This window comes from Planctomycetia bacterium (assembly GCA_016795155.1).
Taxonomy (GTDB): Bacteria; Planctomycetota; Planctomycetia; order Gemmatales; family HRBIN36; genus JAEUIE01.
Window position 1 is genome coordinate 52,884 of record JAEUIE010000036.1, and the last position, 20,588, is coordinate 73,471.

Annotated in this window: 18 protein-coding genes; 2 read left to right on the forward strand and 16 right to left on the reverse strand. The window is 50.9% G+C overall.

From position 1 onward, the window contains the following. Positions 1-16: 16 nt before the first annotated feature. The gene (locus JNJ77_13805) at positions 17-1,759 is read right to left on the reverse strand and encodes a cation acetate symporter (GenBank protein MBL8823659.1); all 1,743 of its coding nucleotides are present in this window, start codon (positions 1,757-1,759) and stop codon (positions 17-19) included. 2 nt (positions 1,760-1,761) lie between these two features. Next, positions 1,762-2,034, reverse strand: coding sequence for a DUF485 domain-containing protein (locus tag JNJ77_13810; GenBank protein ID MBL8823660.1), 273 nt, complete (start codon positions 2,032-2,034; stop codon positions 1,762-1,764). 281 nt (positions 2,035-2,315) lie between these two features. On the opposite strand from JNJ77_13810, the gene JNJ77_13815 reads away from it, so the two are divergent. Next, positions 2,316-2,861, forward strand: a complete 546-nt coding sequence (locus JNJ77_13815; GenBank protein MBL8823661.1) for a hypothetical protein — start codon at positions 2,316-2,318, stop codon at positions 2,859-2,861. A gap of 2 nt (positions 2,862-2,863) precedes the next feature. Here JNJ77_13815 and JNJ77_13820 read toward each other — a convergent pair whose 3' ends face one another. From JNJ77_13820 to JNJ77_13880, 13 genes are all read right to left on the reverse strand, one after another. After that, positions 2,864-3,094 (reverse strand): hypothetical protein, encoded by a 231-nt coding sequence (locus JNJ77_13820; GenBank protein MBL8823662.1) that lies wholly within the window; start codon positions 3,092-3,094, stop codon positions 2,864-2,866. 47 nt (positions 3,095-3,141) lie between these two features. Next, positions 3,142-3,324: a hypothetical protein gene (locus JNJ77_13825; protein MBL8823663.1), complete on the reverse strand. Its 183-nt coding sequence runs from the start codon at positions 3,322-3,324 to the stop codon at positions 3,142-3,144. A 67-nt stretch (positions 3,325-3,391) separates the two neighbouring features. Next, the gene (locus JNJ77_13830) at positions 3,392-3,871 is read right to left on the reverse strand and encodes a hypothetical protein (protein ID MBL8823664.1); all 480 of its coding nucleotides are present in this window, start codon (positions 3,869-3,871) and stop codon (positions 3,392-3,394) included. Positions 3,872-4,009: 138 nt separating this feature from the next. After that, entirely contained in the window at positions 4,010-7,210 is a 3,201-nt protein-coding gene (locus JNJ77_13835; protein MBL8823665.1) for a serine/threonine protein kinase, read from the reverse strand. Positions 7,211-7,296: 86 nt separating this feature from the next. After that, the gene (locus JNJ77_13840) at positions 7,297-7,863 is read right to left on the reverse strand and encodes a sigma-70 family RNA polymerase sigma factor (protein MBL8823666.1); all 567 of its coding nucleotides are present in this window, start codon (positions 7,861-7,863) and stop codon (positions 7,297-7,299) included. Positions 7,864-7,959: 96 nt separating this feature from the next. Beyond that, positions 7,960-8,178: a hypothetical protein gene (locus JNJ77_13845; GenBank protein ID MBL8823667.1), complete on the reverse strand. Its 219-nt coding sequence runs from the start codon at positions 8,176-8,178 to the stop codon at positions 7,960-7,962. 99 nt (positions 8,179-8,277) lie between these two features. Next, on the reverse strand, positions 8,278-11,925 hold the full coding sequence (locus tag JNJ77_13850; GenBank protein MBL8823668.1) for a fibronectin type III domain-containing protein: 3,648 nt from the start codon (positions 11,923-11,925) through the stop codon (positions 8,278-8,280). Between the two features lie 176 nt (positions 11,926-12,101). Further along, complete coding sequence (locus tag JNJ77_13855) at positions 12,102-12,575, reverse strand: tetratricopeptide repeat protein (GenBank protein ID MBL8823669.1); 474 nt, start codon at positions 12,573-12,575, stop codon at positions 12,102-12,104. Next, positions 12,566-13,438: a serine/threonine protein kinase gene (locus JNJ77_13860; protein MBL8823670.1), complete on the reverse strand. Its 873-nt coding sequence runs from the start codon at positions 13,436-13,438 to the stop codon at positions 12,566-12,568. The genes JNJ77_13855 and JNJ77_13860 overlap by 10 nt, the downstream gene beginning before the upstream one ends. A 105-nt stretch (positions 13,439-13,543) precedes the next feature. After that, entirely contained in the window at positions 13,544-14,116 is a 573-nt protein-coding gene (locus tag JNJ77_13865) for a sigma-70 family RNA polymerase sigma factor (GenBank protein ID MBL8823671.1), read from the reverse strand. A gap of 46 nt (positions 14,117-14,162) precedes the next feature. After that, positions 14,163-15,314 carry a DUF1080 domain-containing protein gene (locus tag JNJ77_13870; protein MBL8823672.1) on the reverse strand — a complete coding sequence of 384 codons (1,152 nt, stop codon included), beginning with the start codon at positions 15,312-15,314 and terminating at the stop codon, positions 14,163-14,165. 104 nt (positions 15,315-15,418) lie between these two features. Then, complete coding sequence (gene uvrB / locus JNJ77_13875) at positions 15,419-17,458, reverse strand: excinuclease ABC subunit UvrB (protein ID MBL8823673.1); 2,040 nt, start codon at positions 17,456-17,458, stop codon at positions 15,419-15,421. 89 nt (positions 17,459-17,547) lie between these two features. Then, positions 17,548-18,258, reverse strand: coding sequence for a ComEA family DNA-binding protein (locus tag JNJ77_13880; GenBank protein ID MBL8823674.1), 711 nt, complete (start codon positions 18,256-18,258; stop codon positions 17,548-17,550). A gap of 410 nt (positions 18,259-18,668) precedes the next feature. On the opposite strand from JNJ77_13880, the gene JNJ77_13885 reads away from it, so the two are divergent. After that, positions 18,669-19,103 carry an FHA domain-containing protein gene (locus tag JNJ77_13885; protein MBL8823675.1) on the forward strand — a complete coding sequence of 145 codons (435 nt, stop codon included), beginning with the start codon at positions 18,669-18,671 and terminating at the stop codon, positions 19,101-19,103. 7 nt (positions 19,104-19,110) lie between these two features. Here the strand turns inward: JNJ77_13885 and JNJ77_13890 are convergent, their stop codons facing one another. Continuing rightward, on the reverse strand, positions 19,111-20,388 hold the full coding sequence (locus JNJ77_13890; protein ID MBL8823676.1) for a PQQ-binding-like beta-propeller repeat protein: 1,278 nt from the start codon (positions 20,386-20,388) through the stop codon (positions 19,111-19,113). Positions 20,389-20,588: the final 200 nt, after the last annotated feature.

The following is a 20,588-nucleotide window of genomic DNA, read 5'->3' on the forward strand; positions in this document are numbered from 1 at the left end:
CAACTGGTGTTGGAAGTCATGCACCTATAGAACTCTTATTTCTGCTCATCACCGATACGAACACCAGCACCAGAAAACTCAGCGGTATCGTCACTACGCCCGGCTGGCTGAAGGGCACGATAGAGTCAGCGGGATCCCAGCGGTATACATCCTTGTAAGTGTCGCCACTCAACAGAATCCAGGCTAGTGACGAAATCATACCCACCAGGACGGATGCGATGATGCCTTGCCGCGTGGTGCCTTTCCAGAAGAGCAGCATGACAAGAGCAGGCAAGTTGGCTGATGCAGCAACACTGAACGCCCAGCCCACCAGGAAGTTAACATTCATTTTTTCAAAGATTATGCCCAGGACGACAGCGACAGCGCCAACCGCGATGGCAGTAAGTTTGCCGATTCGAACTTTGGAATAGTCACTCAGTGACCATTTCATCGTTCCACCCAGCAGATCATGCACCACTGCGCCGCTGGCTGCTACGATCAAGCCGCTTACGGTTCCCAGCACAGTCGTAAACGCCACTGCGGAAATGAAGGCAAAAAGTATGGGGCCAAAGCTCTTGGCCAGCAAAGGTGCAGCCATGTTGCTATTGGTCAAATCGAGTGCACCACCGGTCATGGCACCCAACCCCATGAACAGAGTCAGCACGTAAAAACCACCAATGGCGCCGATGCCAACTACGGTGCTCTTGCGGGCAGCAGCAGCATCTTTCACCGTGTAATATCGAATCAGAATGTGAGGCAACGATGCAGTACCGCAGAAGAGCGCCAGCATCAGCGAGATGAAGTTCCACTTGGCAGCAACCGATTCTCCCTGTATTCCCTGAAAAGTCGGGCTGTTGCCGGGCCGAAGGATTTTCGCTCCATCAGTTGGCAGCGGGGTATACGTCGTGATGCTGCCATTTTCATCGCTGATTTTTTTCGATTTCCAGAGAACCACCACGCTTTCTCTGATGGTTGCCAGGAACTCCAATGGCCCCAGTGGACCGGTATGGTTAACGCCACCAGGAAGTTGCGTGATGTGGCCTGCACCCCGCAAATCAGCTTCCCCTTCGTTCTTTCCCTGTCGTTTTCCGTTGATCAGTTGCTGACCTTGTATGGTCATGGTCACCGTCTGCGGAATGTTTGCTTCAATCGAAGTATCAACACTCAGGCCGCGGTTCAGGATTAATATGGTCAGAAACAGGCTGAAAAGCAGTAATAACAAGCCCTTGAAGAATTGCACATAGGTGGTGGAAGCCATGCCTGCAGTTGCCACGATGAGAACTACAACGGCTCCAACAATGACGACGCCTGCCCAGTGCGGTAATCCTAAAAGGGGTTGAATCAGAACACCAGCCCCCACCATTTGCGGGATGAGGTAGAACAAACTGACCACCAGCGTGCTGATGGCTGCTACCAGTTTGATTCCTGGTGAACCGAATTGTTTATCGAGTGCATCTGCAAAAGTATATTTCCCCAGTCGTTTGAGCGGTTCTGCAATCACAAACAAAGCAACAATCCAGCCCGCCAGGTAACCGATGGAATAGAGAAACCCGTCGTAACCATAGAAGGCAATCATGCCGCAGATGCCCAGGAACGAAGCTGCGGAGAGGTAATCTCCTGCGAAAGCGATTCCATTGACAAACCAGTGTATGCCGCCACCCGCAGCATAGAACGCTGCCGAGGTTCGAGTGCGCCGTGCAAAATAAAAACTGAGCCCCAGAGTGAAGGCGACAAACGCAAGAAATATCAGGATAGCCGAGGTTGAGGTTTCGTGAATCACGCTTAACCCTTCCGTGGTGTGCGGCACAAACCGGCATAAATCAGGGCGAGAACCAGGGCACCGACGATCAATCCCAGACCATAAACCACGGCAAGATTAAGGCCTGCGGCTACCACGCGATCCATCAGCGCTGGCCAGAATGCATTGATAATCACAAATGCACCATAGGCCAGCAGGTAAACCGCAAAAAGGAATAGCCCGAGCCCGGCGTTGTAGCGTTCCACGATGGGGTCTGATACTTCTTCCGGTACAGGCGGTGCATGCAGGTCAGGCATGATGCTTCTCAAGAGTCTAAAGTGAAAAGTGTAGCGCAACACAGGCTGCTTGTACAGAGACATCTCGACAAACTGGGTACACCCGGAGCCATGGTCTGTAGCATCAACTCTTATCATCACATCAACAATTCTTTCCAGGCCAGCGTGGATTAAGGTAATATTCCTCTAGACAAGATGTCGATCTAAAGGCAAATAGAAGCCCATCGAATAGTCTGGCAGCAGACGAGCCTGCCTCTCCCGGCCGTTGCTGCTACTCCATGGAGTTCAGGAGGGCCTTACCCATGTCAATTGCTCCCAGTCGGACTTTGCTCCAGCGTTACTTTGCTGGCGTTACCGAGCATGCTTTCATGGAACATCTCGGCATCGGCGACGCCCCATTGACTGAATACCTGGCCGAGATGCTTGCCCGGTTCATCCACATGGATCGGCTCTTTGTCATTCATAATGCCAACGGTGAGAAACTCACCGAAGTGGCCAACATGCTCATTGAAGCGGAAGGAATGCCCCCCGAAGGTCGCACCCGCCGCGAAATATTCCGCCACATTGGCGATTACACTCTCTTCTGGACTGGCGTGTATCCTGAAGCCCTGAAAAAACTACGCCATCATTCTCGAATAGATAGTTTCATTGATTATTGCTCTCAGGGCAAGCGTTCGTATGCCATCGCCAGCCAGGTCGATGAAGACCATGACGATCCGGTTTTGCGCCGCTTGAGTGAAGACTATGAACTTTGCGCCTTTGGCCTCAACCAGGTACGCAAAGAATTTGCATCTTCTGGCATGACAGTCATTGACGAAGAAGGTAATGTGCGACGGGTGATACACTGAGATCACTTGGGTGTAAATGGCAAATATTTCATCCAGCTTTCTGTTGTTCTTTTTTCGACTTTGAGCGGTTCAGCATAGCCGTTGATGGCTAACCTTATCCACATTCTCCACGTGGATAGCTCTTCTTTGGTGAGCGTGGCTGCCCAGGTCACACTGACGGGAATGGCGATCAGTAGTACAAGCAAGAAGCAGCACAGTGCTGTCTTGAGGAATGAGCCTTTGGAGGTTTTCACTGATTTTCCCTTTTAATTGAATGATTTGTGGATTTACAGATTGAAGGTTATTTCCATTCATCGCGACTGTTCGAGCCAGTCAGATCTTCCAGCAGATACCGGAGAAATCGAATGGGATGTCTGGCCAGGTTCCTGCTCTCGTCCTCGCCGAGAATGTAGTAAGCTGAAAGACCGGCTAACAACAAAATGCCTAGACAAGCCAGCAGGAAATATCTCCATGGAAATGTCATAATCCATATCCTTCCAGGCAGATGAAGGCCGCAGTACAGCAGCCTTCACTGCTTTTGAAATGGTTTGCTAGTGTTGGCCGGGACGCGAGATGGTTCCTTTAAAGTTGCCGATGGTTGTTCCTGCAGCAACGTCGTATAATCGCTCGGTGACAAAACTGCCACTAGCACCGGCAAACCGGCCAGTGCCTCCCGTGATGGTCGCTGTTTCCACGATGTAAAGGAACCCTGGTGCGACTACCGTCGAGAGACCAGTAAATTCGGCGTTAACGGTGTCTCCGTTGGCTGCCACGAAGTGATAGTTTCCCACTGCATTCGGAGGGGTTACTAGATGTGGGATTTGGAGAGAGAAATTCCCTAGATGCGTCGCTTGCCCTTCAGCATCGACATTTACGGAAATAGGTGGAGGCGGTAAACTCCTGGTCACGGTCCCTTCAAGGCTGCCCTTGAAAGGTACTTGCTCTCCGGCTGCAACGGGACTGGCAAGCCCCAGCATGGTCATGGATACCAATGCCAACAACAGGTTGGCTGCGAAATGGAAACGTTTCATCGTATCTTTCCTCATGGTCTGCAGGTATCATGTAAACACTATCCCGGCGCGCAGACTGTACGCAGGGATGGTGCAGGGCTGGTGAGTTTCCTTCTTTGTGGTTGGGACTCACCGGCTTTTTTTGTTGGAACTCAGCGACTACTTTTTGTTGGGTACGGGCTTCTTTTCTAGCTCCGGAATTCTGTTTCCGGTTTCTTTCTTCTTGATTTCCAGTTTATTTCGATAGACCTCTGTCTTCTCTTTGTTTCCTGTTGCATCGTAGAGTTGCACCATCCGTTCCAGTGCAGCCAGCATTTTGGCCTGGTTTGGCACTGGTATTCTGGATTCACGTTCATGCAATCCCGCGTATGCTGCAATCAGGAGAGGTTCAGCTTCGGCGTATTTCTTCTGTTCGAGCAGGCTCCCACCCAGCATTGACCTGGTATGAAATGTTCTCCAGTTGTCGGGATGTTTCTGTTCCCGAATGTTCAGACACTCGCGTAATAATGGCTCGGCTTCTGCGTATTTCTGTTGTTTGAGCAAGCACTCGACAATGGAAGTTATTGCATCCGCTAACTGCGATGTGCCGGGATGCCGTTTCCGAGCTTTGTCGAGAGCCATCCGAGCATATTGTTCGCTCTTGACGAAGTCATTCTGAGCCAGGTAGAGCGCAGACAAATCGTTCAGGGTGATGAGTGTTTGAGGATGCTCTTCACCCAGAACACGTTTGCGGATTTCGAGTACCTTGAGGAACTCTGTTTCCGCCTTCGCATACTGGCCCTGATCTCGGTCAATGGTTGCCAGAATGTTCATGGTGACAAGGGTGCTGGGATGTTCTTTGCCCAGGACTCGCTGCTTGCGTTCCAACGTCTGTTGATGAAGTTGTTCAGCTTTCGCGAATTTGCCTTGCTCATAGTATGCAACAGCCAGGTTATTCATGAAGATAAGCGTATCGGGATGATCAAGCCTTAACGTTCGTCGCTGTATTTCGAGTATGGTCTCATACATCGATTCGGCTTGGCCATACTTACCCTGACCTTTATAGACTACGGCGAGGTTATTGCGGGCTAACACGGTTTGGGGGTGATCATCTCCCAGAAATTTGCGGAAACCATCCACTGCAGCCAGGTAAAGTGGTTCTGCCTTGTCGTATAGTTCCTGATCCTTGTAAAGAACAGCCAGGTTATTCATGGAAGTTAGTGTGTCGGAATGCTCCGGCCCAAGAATTCTGCTTCGAGCGTCCAACACTTTGATGTAGAGAGATTCAGCTTCGGCATAACGCCCTAAAGGCTGGTGGTATATCAAGGCCAGGTTGTTCATGGCATAGAGCGTTTCAGGGTGTTCCTCACCACGTGTTCTGCGACGGACATCGAGAACGGTGCCAAAAAGTGGTACGGCCTTCTCATGCTGCCCCATTTTTTTGTAGAGTGCCGCTAGAATCTGCATTGTTTCCAGGGTATGGGTATGCTGTTCTCCAAGAACACGTTGCCGAGTCTCGAGTGTTTTAATGCATAGGGGCATCGCTTTGGAGTATTGCCCGAGGTAATAATTAATCAACACGAGGTTATGCATGGATGTGAGAGTTTCAGGGTGTTCCTCCCCGAAAACACGTTGTCGGAGTTCCTGTACCTTGTTGTTCAGTAATTCGGCTTTTTGATATTGCCCTTGAGCTATGTCAACGAGCACAACGCTACCCATGGCTGCAAGTGTATCAGGATGTTCGTCTCCCAGAACACGGCGGCGAATTTCCATTGCACGCTCCAACTGTGGCAGCGCCGCGGCATAATTGCTGAGTGCATGGTAGGTGTACCCAATGGTCATTCGGATTGCTGCTTCGATACGAGGTTGTTTTTCGAATTTGCCGTCGATGCGTGTAGCAGCGCGTCCCAGCAATTCTTCGACGGAGACCTTTTTGTTACGGGCGTTCTTGCTCGGTGCAGCTTCAGCCAGTAAATCATTCAAAAGAAAGTCGTTGACAGTCTGGGCAATCGTCGCTTCCTCATCTGCACGCGTTTTTTCTGCCAAAGCTGTGTCGCGATCAGTCTTCGCAGCTTCCTCAGCTTGGGTCGCTCTATACGCTTGCCAGATGCTTATGACAGTGCCTGCGATCAGAGCCAGGGCGACCACGCTGATCGTGAGCAGTGCAACCTTGTTCCGTCGTACAAACTTCCGCAGCCTGTAGGTTACCGAAGGCGGAGAGGCGTGCACCGGTTCATCTGCCAGGTAGCGCTGAATATCCTGGGCTAATCCGCTGGCAGATTCATACCGCCGGTTACGGTCCTTCTCCAGACTTTTCATCACGATCCAGTCGAGTTCGCCTCGTACCAATTTGGTGAGTTTGGCAGGCTCCATTTGCCTCTGGGCTGATATCGAAGCCAGTGCATCGCCCGAATCGCTGAGCCTGGTGCTCGGACGAGGCGGCTCTTCCTCTTTGATGATCCGCAGTATCTCGGCATACGCTTCATCGCGAACTCTCTTTCTGTCCAACGGCGTGCTGCCTGTCAGCAGTTCGTAAAGCAACACTCCCAGCGAGTAGATATCGCTTCGTGTATCAACCCCCAGGCCACTCATCTCTGCCTGCTCCGGGCTCATATATTCCAGCGTGCCGACCATTGTGCCGTAATTCGTGAAGAGTGTACGCTCGGTCAGCTTTTGCTCAGTCGCCTTGGCTACGCCAAAGTCGATCACTTTCGGAACGGGTTTGCCATCATAAAGCGTAATCAGCACATTGGATGGTTTGATGTCGCGATGGATAATCCCTTTTTGATGAGCATGTTGAATGGCCTGACAAACCGGTGTAAACAGTTCAAGCCGTTGCTGCGGTGTCAGGTGATTGTCATCGCAATACCTGGTGATGGGTACGCCATGAATCAGGTCCATGACAAAGTAGGGGCGGCCTGATTGTGTTTTACCTCCGTCAATAACACGTGCGATATTGACATGATCCATCATGGCCAGTGCCTGGCGTTCTGCTTCAAATCGAGCGATAACCTGCCGACTGTCCATCCCTTGTTTGATAATCTTCAGAGCAACTTTCCGCTGTACGGGTTGTGTCTGTTCAGCCATGAAGACAACACCCATGCCTCCTTCGCCAATCTGCTGTAATAACTTGTAAGGACCAATGAGCGTGCCAGGGGCTTCACCTGAATGTGCCTTGAGAACAGAGCCACCCAATCCCGGTGGTGGCGCATCCAACGGGCCATGAGTCGCATCGTGGCTGGCCAGCAACTCACGAACTTGACGAAGAAGCTCAACGTTGCCTGCACAAGCCTCTTCGACATAGGCGTTTCGTTCAGCCTCATTCGCCTTGTCCATGGCTGCCAGAAAGACAGCCTCGGCGTTTTGGACTTGCTCGGTCATGGCCTCATCCTGTTGTTGTTCTAACCACAGTGCGAAATCCAGTGGCGAATCACCCCACCTATCGCACAAGCAAAGGAGGATTTTTATTATGCAGGACTTTCCTGCCCGATTTGATTATGAATCCAGGCCCGTGCGTATGACCAGTAACGATCTGCAGTAGTAGAGGAGATACCAAGTGCTTCCGAGGCTTGTGGAATCGTCAGCCCGGCAAAGTAAAGCAGCTTGACGAGGTTCGCCTTGATGGGATCGATTTGCTCGAACCGTTCGAGAGCTTCGTGTACAGCCAAGACATCGAGTGAGGGTTCTTTGGTAACGATGTCCACATGTTCAAGGTCTTTGCGCTGGTGTCCACCACCATGCCGCAAGCTTTTCTTGCGACGGGCCTGTTCGACCAGTATTCGCCGCATCGCCTCTGCCGCTGCACCAAAGAAATGCCCGCGACTGTTCCAGTGTGGCGCTTGCTTTACATCCACCAGCCGAAGGTACGCTTCGTGTACCAGTTCAGTAGCCTGAAGAGTTTGCCCCGGGTTTTCCTTAACCAATCGCTGCGTCGCCAGCCGGCGTAACTCATCATAAACCAAAGGCAACAATTGTTCCGAAGCGCCCTGGTCGCCTTGTTCGATAGCAGAAAGAATTCTGGTTACATCACTCATGAAGGCTTCAGCATAGCCGCTGTGGTGAGTGAAAGCAATCAACTAGATTTTTCAAAGAGTGGAATCGTGATTATCTGCTTCGCGTGAAACCGCAGTTTACTCTTGAGTAATTGGATACAAGTGCCACGAGGATTTCTTTTCAGGTGGCTTGACGCGTAATGGTTCGGCATAGCCATCGATCGCGATTCTGATCAACATCTTGCAGGTTTTGATATCGGTTGGAGTGAGGGTTGTTGCCCAGGATATTCCTAGATACAGCACAGCAAATATCGACACTGTCAGCAGCAGTATTATCCATTTGAAGAGCAGGCTCATGATTGCACCCCGATTGAACGATGGCGTACCTTCCTCGGTATGCCGTGCAGCAATTCAGCACGGCATAGGGAAGGCGTTGGGAGAGTGAAATCGAGCCGATTACCGTCTCTGGTAATGACTCAGTTCCAGCAATTCTGATAGGAGAGATGACCAGTTGACACCGGACCAAGCAGAATGGTTCGAAGAAATGGGCGGAGATAAACGAACCCCTGCGAACAGAGTGTCCGCCATCACACCTGAATGCTGATGATCCATACCCAGCATGTGCCCTGTTTCGTGCATCAGTACGGAAACCAGATCCATGCGGTTTTGTTCCCCCTGGTTGCCACGCATACGGAATTCGGAATCGCTCCCTGGTGTTTTGTCCACGAACCATCCCCAGCCGGCGGCGTTGCTATCGAGGGTAATGGTATTTCCCTGGACCTGTCCGAGAGTAGTGCCGGGAAGCTCGGCGATGCGGAAGTTGATGTTGCTAAGCGATGAGACATTGAAGCCAGCTAATCGCCAGCGGGCGATGGCTTCGGTGAGCAGGGGTTGGGCTTGGGACTGGGTGATTGATTGAGTGTTGTCGTTGGTAGTTGGAGTTGCTGCAGCGAGAAGTGGTGTTGGAGTACTAAAGAACCGCATGAGATATGGGTGTCCCGAAAGGCTGCCGGCAACAATGATGTCGCCATTGGATCGCAGCGCGACACTGTTTGTTGACATGCTGGGAGATCCCAGTTCTGGCGGACTAACACCTAGTCTGAAACCACCACTGCCAAACGTGGTATCAGGTGAGCCATTGGTATTGAATCGAGCAACCAGAACATTACTGGGATAACTCGTGGTAGCGCTGTAGGGGGTTTCACTGCCGACGACGACAATTTTACCATCAGGCTGAATGACAACATCAACACTTGTTTCGGTTGTTTGCGAAGCAGTGCCATCAATATCCAATTTGGCATACCCGGCGATACCAAAAGTAGTATCCAGGGTTCCATTCGTATTCAACCGTGCCACGAGCATATCAGCAGCACCATCAATTCCTGTGCAATTACCCACCACAATAATCTTTCCATCCGACTGACGTGTTACTCCGAAGACACGCGCAGTAGTAGCTCCGGCAGGAAGGAACGATCCGTAACCGCTACCATTGAACGAAGTGTCCAAAGCGCCGCTCGCTGTGTAGCGTGCCACCAGGAAGCCACCGGTACTATCGTTCAAAGAGAATCCCACAGCCACGATCTTGTCGTCTGGCTGAACGACGAGATCATTAAAATAATTACTACTCCCACCAAAGGTGGACATGGTGTAACCGATGGCTTTACCCTGCGAGACAGTGCCAAATCCATTCTTTCCACTATCTAATGCACCAGCAGCTGTAAATCGCGCGACCAGGGCAGGATCTATGTTGGGTGTTGGGAGATTGGATTGACTTGCAATCACAACTTTCCCTGTAGACTGCAGTCCTACGGCATTTTTCGTCACCAAGAATTCATCATCAGGTCGAACATCAACCGTATTCCATCCCCCGCTGCCAAAACTGGAATCAAGCAAGCCATTTGTCGTAAATCGAGCAACCCCATGTTGCGTATTATCTAGACCGTACGTCGCAATAAAAGAAATCACCGCTTTTCCATCAGTTTGCAGCACGAGTCCTGTGCCCCGTTCATTCAACGTACTGAGTGACGGGTTCAATATTCCACCGTTCCCATAGGTTGTATCCACACGGCCTTGGGTATCGTAACGACCGATGACAACTGCATTGTTAGCTGATCCCATGGCAACGATTTTTTGATCAGATGACTGAATTTTGACATCACTGTGACTTCCGAGCCAGTTATCTGCGACATAGGCCCCATCCTGTGGCCCAAACTGCGTCGGCGGGGCAACATACGTGGTGGCACTAGCAGTATTGCTGTAGTTGGAATCACCACCGAGACCAGTGGCTTTGACTCGATAGGCATAGGTCGTCGATGCTTGCAGTCCGGAATCTGAATAACTTGTGTTTGTAGGATTCGCTATTAGTGTCCAGTTCGAGCCGCCATCGAATGATCGTTCCAGCTTATATCCGGTAGCATTCGTCACGCTATTCCAGGCAACGGAAATGCTATTCGACCAGGTAGCTGTTGCTGCCAGATTCCCGGGGGCATCGGGAACAGTCGTGACACTGGCCTGGTTAGAATACGAAGAAACTTCACCTGCATTGAAGGCGCTGACACGATAATAGTAGGTGGTCCCTGAAATCGCTGTGATGTCCGAATAGCTGTTGCTATCGGCTGCCAGAGTCGCCAACGTAGTCCATTCAGGGCCGCCCGTTGTGCTTCGTTCCACAAGGTAGTTATCTTCGTTGTTAGCGTTATCAATCCAGCTTAGATTGACCTGGTTCGGGGTCATGGCACTAGCTACTAGATTCGTGGGGGTGGCAATCGTTGAAGGAACCGGAATAGTGCCGCTGATGGAATACTTGCCGACATCGCCGTAGCTGCCATGGCTGGCTGCGACTAATACATAGTTGCCTGGCGTTACATTGTAGGTGACGGTGCGCTTAAATCCGAAGCTGACAGGATCACTGGAGGCCAGTAGGGCACCTTGAGAGCTGCGCAACTCCAGGCGAGTGTTAAGATTGCCTACGTCGTTGATAACATCAGCTGAGAGATTCATCTCACCAGTAGCTGCAACTGTCAAGGTAAAGGAATCTTGATCAGTGAGCCGTTCGATATTGCCAGCGCCAGTCACTTCGCGGCCTGTCACGGTAAGCGGAGTGCTGCCCGGGATATCGTCGGCACGGTACCCAAAAGCGTTCGTCGCATTGGAGATGATCGCCATATCATCCTGATAAATATTCGCGCCGGTGGATGACGTGCCGTACCACCACAGGCCACGTGTGGCATAGTAGCTGGTACCCATGATCGGCGCCCGACCGTCTCCCGGTCCATAGTAGTATTCGCTGATCTTGTTCCCCGAAGCATCGTATTGACTCTGATGTTGCAGACCAAAACTATGGCCTGCTTCATGGGAACTGGCATCGGCAGTGTACTTTGCCGCACCATTGCTCAGATTGTCCGGAAAGACATAGGCTGTGTTCACAATCGAACTGGTGAAACTTCGGATGTAGGCAATGCCACCATACGATCCTCCCGTCCAGGCTCCATCTCCACCGATTGCAACGCGAAGCGCAACGCCATTGGCAAAGCTGGGTGGTTCAACCGTGGTTACATTGATCTTAAATGGTGCATAATCCTCAGCCACGATGGTCCAGATATTACGAATGGTGTCGAGTTCGCTGTCGCTAAAAGTACTCGGATCATTGTCCTGATCGAAGACCGGCGTGGTGATATTCCGATAGCTTCCCCAGGCCGCGTCAAAATGGCCATTGAAGTCGAGATAGATTGAAGCGGTTGCGCTGGGGAAACTATTCAACACGGGGATGCTGCTCAGTGGATTGAGGGCGCCGCCCGAGCCGGAACCTGAGCTGCCCCCTGTGCCATCGCCTGCTGCCGGCGCAGGATCCCAGGTCAATTCGTACAACCTGCCACCCATGTTTTCCATGCGGCTGGTTACAGGAAGGTGTCGTGCATGATCGTCCTCCGGCGATCCGCTCACGCTCAACTGCTCCGATGGATCAACGTGGTCCGCCAGCAGTTGGATGTTGGTGGATTGCGCTGGCACCCAGCGATCTTCCAGCATTTCCAGCTGTAGCGATAGCGAACGACGACGGGAGCGAGCCAGTGCTTGCCGATATGCTTGTCGAGAAAAGAACTTCATGATCGTATCCTTGTGAGAGAGCCTGGCTTGCGATACGATAGAAACGCCAGACGTTCCGGGTGCGCAAACCGATCATCCGGAGCAGGCGCCGGCTGGTGAGATTCTTGCTTGGCGGCTGGGTCTCACTGGCCGTGTTTGTTAACTCTGAGCTTACACATTCTGGAATAAGAAACGAATCACTTCGACTTGGTGATTTCCTCCTTGATGTTCATTAACTCAGCTGCTTCGGCACGGAAACGGCGAAGTTCTTCGTCCTTGGGCATGTTCTTGTCCATCCAAAGTACCGCCTTGTCGTACCACTTCCGGGCTTCGTCTTTGTGCCCTAGTTGCCAGTTGGCCATAGCGAGGAAAAACCAATTAAAGCTCTTGTGACTAGACATGAGATCAAGTGACTTCTCCAGTGCGGTGACAGACCCTTTCCAGTCCCCCGTCCGGTAGAGTGCTGTGCCAAGAGTATTCAAGACTATTCCGTCATTTGGTGCTATTTCAACTACCTTCCTGGCCAGTTCGACTGCCCGGTTTGGATTACGGAATTTTGTGTCAGGCCATGTGGCCAAGTACCAGGCCAAGTTGTTGAGAACCATCGGATTTTTGGGATTAAGTCGAATGGCTTCAGTGTAAGAAGCGTTGGCGACATCCATCAATCCCATTGCAGCATACAAGGAGCCGCGCGCAACACTCCCAGCGAATAGATATCGCTTCGGGTATCGACTCCCAGAGCATTCATCTCTGCCTGCTCGGGACTCATGTATTCCAGGGTGCCGACCATGGTTCCAAAATTGGTGAACAACGTGTGCTCGGACAGTTTCTGATCAATCGCCTTGGCGACACCGAAGTCGATGACTTTCGGCACCGGCTTGCCATCGTAGAGGGTGACCAGCACATTCGACGGCTTGATGTCCCGATGGAAGATGCCTTTCTGGTGTGCATGCTGAATCGCCTGGCACACCTGCACGAATAACTCCAGCCGTTCACGTGGTGTCAGGTGGTTGTCATCACAGTACTTAGTGATGGGTACGCCGTTGATCAGTTCCATGACGAAGTAGGGGCGGCCTGAATCAGTTGTCCCGCCATCAATCACCCGCGCAATGTTGACATGATCCATCATCGCGAGTGCTTGGCGTTCTGCTTCGAAGCGGGCGATGACCTGGCGACTGTCCATGCCCGGTTTGATGATCTTCAAGGCTACTTTGCGTTGAACCGGCTTCGTTTGCTCAGCCATGTAGACAACGCCCATGCCTCCTTCACCAATCTGCTGCAGGAGTTTGTAAGGGCCTATGATGGTGCCTGCATGTTCATTGGCGGCATCGGAATCAACGGTTCTGACCAATTCTGAAGGAGGGGTTTCAAGAAAACTCTGATGTTCATCAAAGGCTTTGATCAAAGCCTGGAGATGTTGGAGAAGTGCGTGATCATCGCCACACTTTTCCCGAAGAAAAGCCTGCCGATCCTCGGGTGAGGTTATTCGCCTGGCAGCTTCAAAAATGGCCTGATCATCAACGCTCACTGTCATGGGATCACCTGTAAAAAATCTGAGGTAGATTCCACATTTCAGATATCAGTGCGAAATCTATTTCAGAATTCCCCGATGAAAGCGGAAATAATTCCAGAATTTCTGTCAGGGCGAAACGGTGTTGCTTTCCTGCAATCGAACATAGAGCCATGATTTGGCATAGGCCCAATCTGCATCGGCTGTGGATTCTGCAATACCGAGGGCAGAAGCGGTTTCTGCGATCGTTAAGCCTGCAAAATAACGAAGCTTGACGACCTCGGCTTGTCTTGGGTGCCGGGCAGTTAATTCATCAAGTGCTTCGTTAAGATCGAGCAGATCGAGATTTTGTTGAGATGAGAAAAGCTGCTTGTTATCAAGATCGACCTGGTGAAAGTGGCCACCGCGCTTGAGGCTCTTTTTCTGCCTGGCGTTTTCGATCAGTATCCGCCGCATGGCTTCTGCCGCTGCAATAAAGAAGTGACCACGACTGTTCCAATTCTGAACTTGCTTGACATCTACCAAGCGAAGATAGGCTTCATGCACCAGGGCCGTGGCTTGCAGGGTGTGTCCAGGCTTTTCCTGGGCCAGTTGTGCAGCAGCAAGTTGCCTGAGTTCCTGATAAATCAAAGGCAACAGTTGCTCGGAAGCAAGCTGGTTGCCATGTTCAATATCAGAAAGAATGCGGGTGACCTGGCTCATGCATGCACCAGCATAGCCAGTGCGTAGCAGGAAAGCAAATATTCAATTACTTGGGCAATGCAGCAATGCGGATATTGCGGAAGCTTAAATCGGTGGTGGGGTCGTGACCCTGAATGCTCAAACAGCCAGCATCGTCTTTGCGGCCTCGTCGGGCACTTTTATTGACAGGGCGATTGTCGGTGAATTCAGCAGTCTGGTAACCATTTACCCACACTGCGATGTGGTTGCCGTGCGCGATTACGGTCATGGTGTACCATTGGCGGTCCGTGGTGACAACAGTGCGGGCAGGGCAGTGGTGGTAGATGCCACCTGAACCGAAATCGATGGGCTTGTCACGATGATCCATCATACTTTCGATATCGCTGCGTTTAAACTTTTTAGACTGACGACCTGCTTTGACCTCAGCATCATCGCCCTTGAAAGTGAGACTGCCAGTGATGCTCGTACCATCTTTGAGCTTGACGGTGGTATTCCACTCGTTGCGTACCTGAGCTTCATATCCGGACCAGAATTCGCCGGGGAGAGAGCGGAAGAAAACGCCGCTGTTGAGATGATCACCATTGGAAATGATGTCCATCTGCAGTACGAAATCGTCCCATTGGTCAATAGTCTGAAGATCGCCGTTACCATCTTTGACATTCAGTTCACCATTACTGGTGACTGAGAACTTGGATTTCCTGCCGGGGATTTCTTTCCAACCGGACAAGTCTTTGCCATTGAAGATCGACTTGGCGCCGAGCGGCTTGAGGGTGATGCTCTTAATATGCAGCGTGGTGCCGGGATTGGTAGTGATGGTAATCGACCCGGTTTTACTGTTGTTGGGCATGCCCAGGGTGAAGTCTTTGAACTCATTGCTGGGTGCTATGGTAGTTTCTTTTTTGCCGACCTGTTTATCGCCACAGGTAAACTGAAATCCACCCTCCTTGCCTTCCAATCGATAGCTCATGACAAATTCAAAAGATGCAAAATGTGTTGTCGAGGTGAGGCTGGCTTCTTGTTCGCCTCCCATTGTCAGCACGCCATTATTCAGTTTTGCATGGCCCACTGTCTTCCATCCGTAAGTGGACTTACCATCAAAAAGGGCAATCCAGCCTTCCTCGGCCTTCTTAGGTGTGATACCTGGAGGCAATGGTGCACCAGGAATATCGCAGGGCTGAGCAACAAGAAATATCAACGCCAGAAAAGCAAGTAGGAACATGATGGCAACTCTGGGGTAAATCAGAACCGGTGGGTTGGTTTCAAACTAAGACAGTTACATCCCAAAGGCTAGTGGCAAATTTCATGAGAAGGGTATCAGAGGGACTAACCTCTGAATCCTTTTCGATTGCCGCCCCGTTTGTTTTTCTTCACCTGCGGACTCGCGACTTTCTCGCCACGCAGCTTGGCCATGCGGTCGCGAAGGGCTGCTGCTTTCTCAAACTCCAGCGATTCCGCAGCGGCCAGCATCTCGGCTTGCAACTGTTCGAGCAATGACTGCTTATCAACCACGGATTCATCTTCATCGCCACCGGTTGCCAGGCTTTCAGCCATTTTGCGTGCCTGGATTTCTTCCTCAATGCCTGCACGAATGGCTTTCTTGATCGTCTCAGGTGTGATATTGTTTTCCTGATTATATTTGAGCTGTGCATCTCGCCTGCGATTAGTTTCGTCAATAGCACGCTGCATTGAATCAGTGACTTTGTCCGCGTACAGAATGACTTCCGCATTCACATTTCGGGCTGATCGACCAATAGTCTGAATGAGAGATGTTGTGCTACGGAGGAAGCCTTCCTTGTCAGCATCCATAATGCAGACCAGTGAAACCTCGGGAAGATCGAGACCTTCACGAAGTAGATTCACGCCAACGAGTACATCAAAAGCACCTTCACGGAGTTCACGAAGAATCTGCCAGCGTTCGATCGCATCCAGTTCCGAGTGAAGCCACTTGGTTCTCAGCTTGGCATCACGCAGGTAATTCGCCAGGTCTTCAGCGAGCCGCTTGGTAAGTGTCGTAACCAGAACCCTTTCACTTTTTTCCGCCCGGATTTTGCATTCTTTCACCAGGTCAGCTACCTGGCCCATAGCTGAGCGGATATGCAGCACCGGGTCAACCAGGCCGGTAGGCCGAATGATCTGTTCAACAATCTCACCACCAGCTCTGGCGAGTTCATAATCAGCAGGCGTTGCAGAGACAAACAGAATATTGGCTTCAAATTTCTCCCATTCATCGAAGCGCAGGGGCCGATTATCCAGCGCGCTGGGCAGTCGAAATCCGTGCTCTACTAATGTAGTCTTGCGGCTAAAGTCCCCAGCAAACATCGCTCGAATTTGCGGCACCGTGACATGCGATTCATCAACAATCAGAAGAAAATCTTTGGGAAAGAAGCTGATCAGCGTATCGGGTGGTTCACCGGCTTGTCTGCCTGCAAGGTGACGTGAGTAATTTTCAATGCCTGGGCAATGGCCTGTTTCAAGCAGCATTTCAATGTCGTATCTGGTACGCGCTGCCAGCCGCTGGGCTTCCAGCAATTTCCCTTGTAGTTGAAACACTTTCAGTCGATCATCGAGTTCGTTACGAATCTTTTCAACCGCTGCACGTATACGATCATCCGGCGTGACAAAGTGTTTGGCAGGGTAAACATACGCTTCATCAATCGTCCGCAGCGTGTCGCCGCTGGTGGGATGGATCACGCTGATGCGTTCCACTTCGTCGCCAAAGAACTCGATACGGTAAGCGAACTCTTCATAGGCCGGCCACACTTCAATCGTATCGCCCCGAACACGGAATTTGCCTCGAGTAAATGCGGTATCGTTGCGGTCGTACTGAATGTCGACAAACTTGCGAAGCGCTTCATCTCGATCGGTCACCTGGCCGACTCGCAAGGGCACCATCATCGCGAGATAATCTTTGGGAGAACCCAGGCCATAGATACACGAAACACTGGCTACTACGACGGTATCCTGCCGGCTTACCAGTGAACTCGTAGCGGCCAATCGCAGACGATCAATTTCTTCATTGATGCTGGCATCTTTTTCAATGTAGATGTCGCGCTGTGGTATGTATGCTTCAGGCTGATAGTAATCGTAATAGCTGACGAAATAGCGAACAGCGTTGTTGGGGAAGAACTCCTTGAATTCGCCGTAAAGTTGTGCCGCCAGTGTTTTGTTGTGCGACATCACCAGGGTAGGCTTGTTGAGAGCCTTGATGACGTTGGCCATCGTGAAGGTTTTGCCCGAACCAGTGACGCCCAGGAGCACCTGTGCTCGCTGGCCGTTTTGGAAGTTCTGAACGAGTTTTTCAATAGCCTGCGGCTGATCGCCTGCAGGCGCATACGGGGCAACAACCTGATAGGGGGTTTGCATCAGGTTATTGTTGATAGGCATGGATGCTGGTTCAAGTGAACAAATGCAAATTCATAAGACTTGTACCGAACGAATATACTGCGAAGAGTTCAGGCCCCATTCGTGTTTTTCGCCACAATCAGAAACGGCCTTAACTTCTCCAGTGTTTTTTCCTTGATGCCCCGTATTCGCATCAAGTCTTCAACAGATTGGAAAGGTCCCTTCGATTCGCGATTTTCCAGAATACGTTCCGCCAGAGCTGGGCCAATGCCGGGCAGTGTCATCAGGTCTTCTTTCGTCGCTCGGTTCAGATCAATCTGTTTATTGGGTGGAGGTTTAGGAATGTACTGCTCAACTGCTGATGAAGTGTTTGCTTTACTTACAGATGGTGGTTTATCTGCTACCACCGTAGCAACAACGCGCAATCGCTCCAGCGTTGCCGGGCCAATTCCATGAACGTGTTTCAAATCTTCGAAGTGGGAAAACGGTCCATACTTTTCACGATGGTTTACGATCCTTGCAGCCAGATGTGGGCCAATGCCAGAGAGTTGCTGAAGCGTCGCGCTGTCTGCCTGGTTGAGATCGATACTTGGCGAAGCTTGTAAAATGGGCATGGGGGGCTGGCTCAGCTTCCACGCCGACTGAACAACAATCAAAGCGCAAATACCAAGCACAAATGCCAACGCATATTCCCAGGAACGTGGCCAGGTAAGCCAGGTGGGTAACCGCCAAGCTCTCAATGCAGATATATGTCCGGTAGGTTTAGCCTCACCTGCACCCGGCAATTCCGTTTTTCCATTCATTCGTTTGAGCCGAAGCATGCATTAAGACTAACTCAGAAGAACTCGATTCCCAAGAGATTTTTCAAGGAGTAGCGAAAATGGTTTTTGGCATCACGGAAGGTGTATGCTAGACTACAACAACTCGAAGCAGCGGTTCTATGAAGTACTTATCCCTATTCATCGTAACACTTTGCATCAACCTTGCACTCTGTCAGTCGAGTGTCAAGGCCGCAGGTTGACGGGATGGCCAATGTGAAACAGTTGTTTCACCCGAAGAAATGCAACAAAGACAACAAAACAAGATGCTGTTCTTCGGTGGGATAGGGATCGCTATCGTAGGAGCTGGGTTGTATCAGTTCTTCAAAGACGCCTGGACAGCCAGTTCGAATACCAGCCGACAACGGCAGCCGTGGGATTTGCCATAACCATCAGTATCAATCGAGCCGCCCATGCTGATACGCCTGGTACCTCTGGATGAAGCAGATTCGCTGCCAACCATTATTGTTGACAGGCCCGTCATTCTGATCGGTCGACATCCGGAATGCGATGTTCAGATTCGGTCATCGAAGGTATCTCGAAAACATTGCTGCGTCGCTGAAGTCGAAGTCGATGGCTCCTCGATGCTCTGTGTTCGCGATCTCGATAGCACCAACGGCACGCGTATCAACGGCAACCTGGTTCAGGAAGGCAGGCTGAAGGAAGACGATGAGCTGACGATTGGTGCTTTTCGTTTCAAAGTAACCATTCAGCCTTTGAGCATCAGGGTAGGTGATCCGCTCGTTTCATGTGATTACCCGATCCCTATTCTTGAAGCACCGTTTGATCACATCCTCGACAGCCCATCGAATGAACTGGACCCCGAGGATGAAACCGTGCAGAAGTGATGCACGTTTACTGCTTATTACCAATGCAATAAAGTTTCTCATATCCCCGCAGGTAGATTTTTCCATTCGCAATAACAGGCGATGCTGAAATCTGATCGCTCAGTTTGTTGACACTCAGTGATTCAAATGTCTTCCCGGCTTTAGTTACTGTTACGGTGCCATCACGTGCGGTGCAGAAAATCTTTCCATCAGCAAACACCGGTGAGGCACGGTAACGCGCAGAATGGATTCGCTGGTTGTAGTATTCTTTCCCTGTTTCTGCATCAATGCAGATCAACACGCCGTTTTCACGACAGAGGTAAACAAGGCCTTCGTGAATGAGCGGACTAGGCACATCGGGTGTTTCACGCGTACGTCGCCATTGTTCATAGGGGCTGCCTGGGCCTACATTTCCCTGAGCACCAGGCTTCAAACCAACCACCGGACCATTTTTGGCGGTAGGCACCACAATGAGATCTTCGGAACAGGCAGGCGAAGCAACGAAACGAAGGTAGGGGTTGTATTTCTCCTTCGGATTTAAGCCACCTAATCGCCAGATTTCTCTGCCATCCTTCAGATCATGAGCGGTGGTGTAATCGTTGCCATGAACCACCAGGTAGGCATTGTCCCCCTTGTTCCACATGACTGCCGATGCATAGGAATGTTCATTTTCAGTATGGCCATCACTGGGTCGTTGGACCTTCCAGACATCCTTGCCATCAGCTGCATTCAGGCAGATAACAAACTGCCCATCGGTGTGAATCAGTTGCCAATAGAGTTTGTCCTGATGGAGCACCGGTGTTGAACTGATGCCAAACTGAATGTTGAATTTCCCGTAGCGTTCCTGGGCATCGAATTGCCAGACAACATTCCCATTCATGTCGAAACAGGTGAACTCGCCAGTGCCAACAAAAACATAGATATGTTTGCCGTTGGTAGAAGGGGATGCCGAAACGGAATTACCCTCGTCACCTCGTGCTCGCGATCCCTTTTTGGTTGACACCGGTTTCTCCCAGATGGATTTGCCGGTGTCGGCATCAATGCAAAGCAGCGAAGAAGTTCGATCCTTGTTTTCACTCACGACATAGAGTTTGTTTTCCCAGAGAACCGGCGTGGCTCCACCCATTCCAGGCAAAGGAACAGACCAAAGCATATTCTCAGTGGCATTCCAGGAAGCAGGCACCTTGACAGCCTGGCTGATTCCGTTTCCTGCTGGACCACGCCATTGCGGCCATTGATCAGTGCCTGCAACAGTACCTGTGATCGCTATCAGTCCTAACAACATAAACAGACGTAGAGAAACCATAGTGCTCTCGGTGATGTGTCTTGAGGGTAGGATGTACCACGGATACCGGCGAGTAATTGCTAATTTATCGAAGCAGGTGACCTTACTTCAAGTTCTGATGTTATTTCTATCATTCAGCATTCATATTCAGAAATAAAACCCTCTTGAAATCTTTACTTGCCAACCGTCCTCGAAAGTGGTTTACTCTGGCATACTAATTT

Excerpts from the sequence above, each read along its gene's own strand:
- JNJ77_13835 (MBL8823665.1), bottom strand. The coding sequence starts at position 7,210 with ATGACCGAGCAAGTCCAAAACGCCGAGGCTGTCTTTCTGGCAGCCATG.
- JNJ77_13870 (MBL8823672.1), bottom strand. The coding sequence starts at position 15,314 with ATGTTCCTACTTGCTTTTCTGGCGTTGATATTTCTTGTTGCTCAGCCC.
- JNJ77_13865 (MBL8823671.1), bottom strand. The coding sequence starts at position 14,116 with ATGAGCCAGGTCACCCGCATTCTTTCTGATATTGAACATGGCAACCAG.
- JNJ77_13850 (MBL8823668.1), bottom strand. The coding sequence starts at position 11,925 with ATGAAGTTCTTTTCTCGACAAGCATATCGGCAAGCACTGGCTCGCTCC.
- JNJ77_13860 (MBL8823670.1), bottom strand. The coding sequence starts at position 13,438 with ATGACAGTGAGCGTTGATGATCAGGCCATTTTTGAAGCTGCCAGGCGA.
- JNJ77_13825 (MBL8823663.1), bottom strand. The coding sequence starts at position 3,324 with ATGACATTTCCATGGAGATATTTCCTGCTGGCTTGTCTAGGCATTTTG.
- uvrB (MBL8823673.1), bottom strand. The coding sequence starts at position 17,458 with ATGCAAACCCCCTATCAGGTTGTTGCCCCGTATGCGCCTGCAGGCGAT.
- JNJ77_13840 (MBL8823666.1), bottom strand. The coding sequence starts at position 7,863 with ATGAGTGATGTAACCAGAATTCTTTCTGCTATCGAACAAGGCGACCAG.
- JNJ77_13885 (MBL8823675.1), top strand. The coding sequence starts at position 18,669 with ATGCTGATACGCCTGGTACCTCTGGATGAAGCAGATTCGCTGCCAACC.
- JNJ77_13815 (MBL8823661.1), top strand. The coding sequence starts at position 2,316 with ATGTCAATTGCTCCCAGTCGGACTTTGCTCCAGCGTTACTTTGCTGGC.
- JNJ77_13855 (MBL8823669.1), bottom strand. The coding sequence starts at position 12,575 with ATGGGATTGATGGATGTCGCCAACGCTTCTTACACTGAAGCCATTCGA.
- JNJ77_13845 (MBL8823667.1), bottom strand. The coding sequence starts at position 8,178 with ATGAGCCTGCTCTTCAAATGGATAATACTGCTGCTGACAGTGTCGATA.
- JNJ77_13890 (MBL8823676.1), bottom strand. The coding sequence starts at position 20,388 with ATGGTTTCTCTACGTCTGTTTATGTTGTTAGGACTGATAGCGATCACA.
- JNJ77_13810 (MBL8823660.1), bottom strand. The coding sequence starts at position 2,034 with ATGCCTGACCTGCATGCACCGCCTGTACCGGAAGAAGTATCAGACCCC.
- JNJ77_13880 (MBL8823674.1), bottom strand. The coding sequence starts at position 18,258 with ATGCTTCGGCTCAAACGAATGAATGGAAAAACGGAATTGCCGGGTGCA.
- JNJ77_13830 (MBL8823664.1), bottom strand. The coding sequence starts at position 3,871 with ATGAAACGTTTCCATTTCGCAGCCAACCTGTTGTTGGCATTGGTATCC.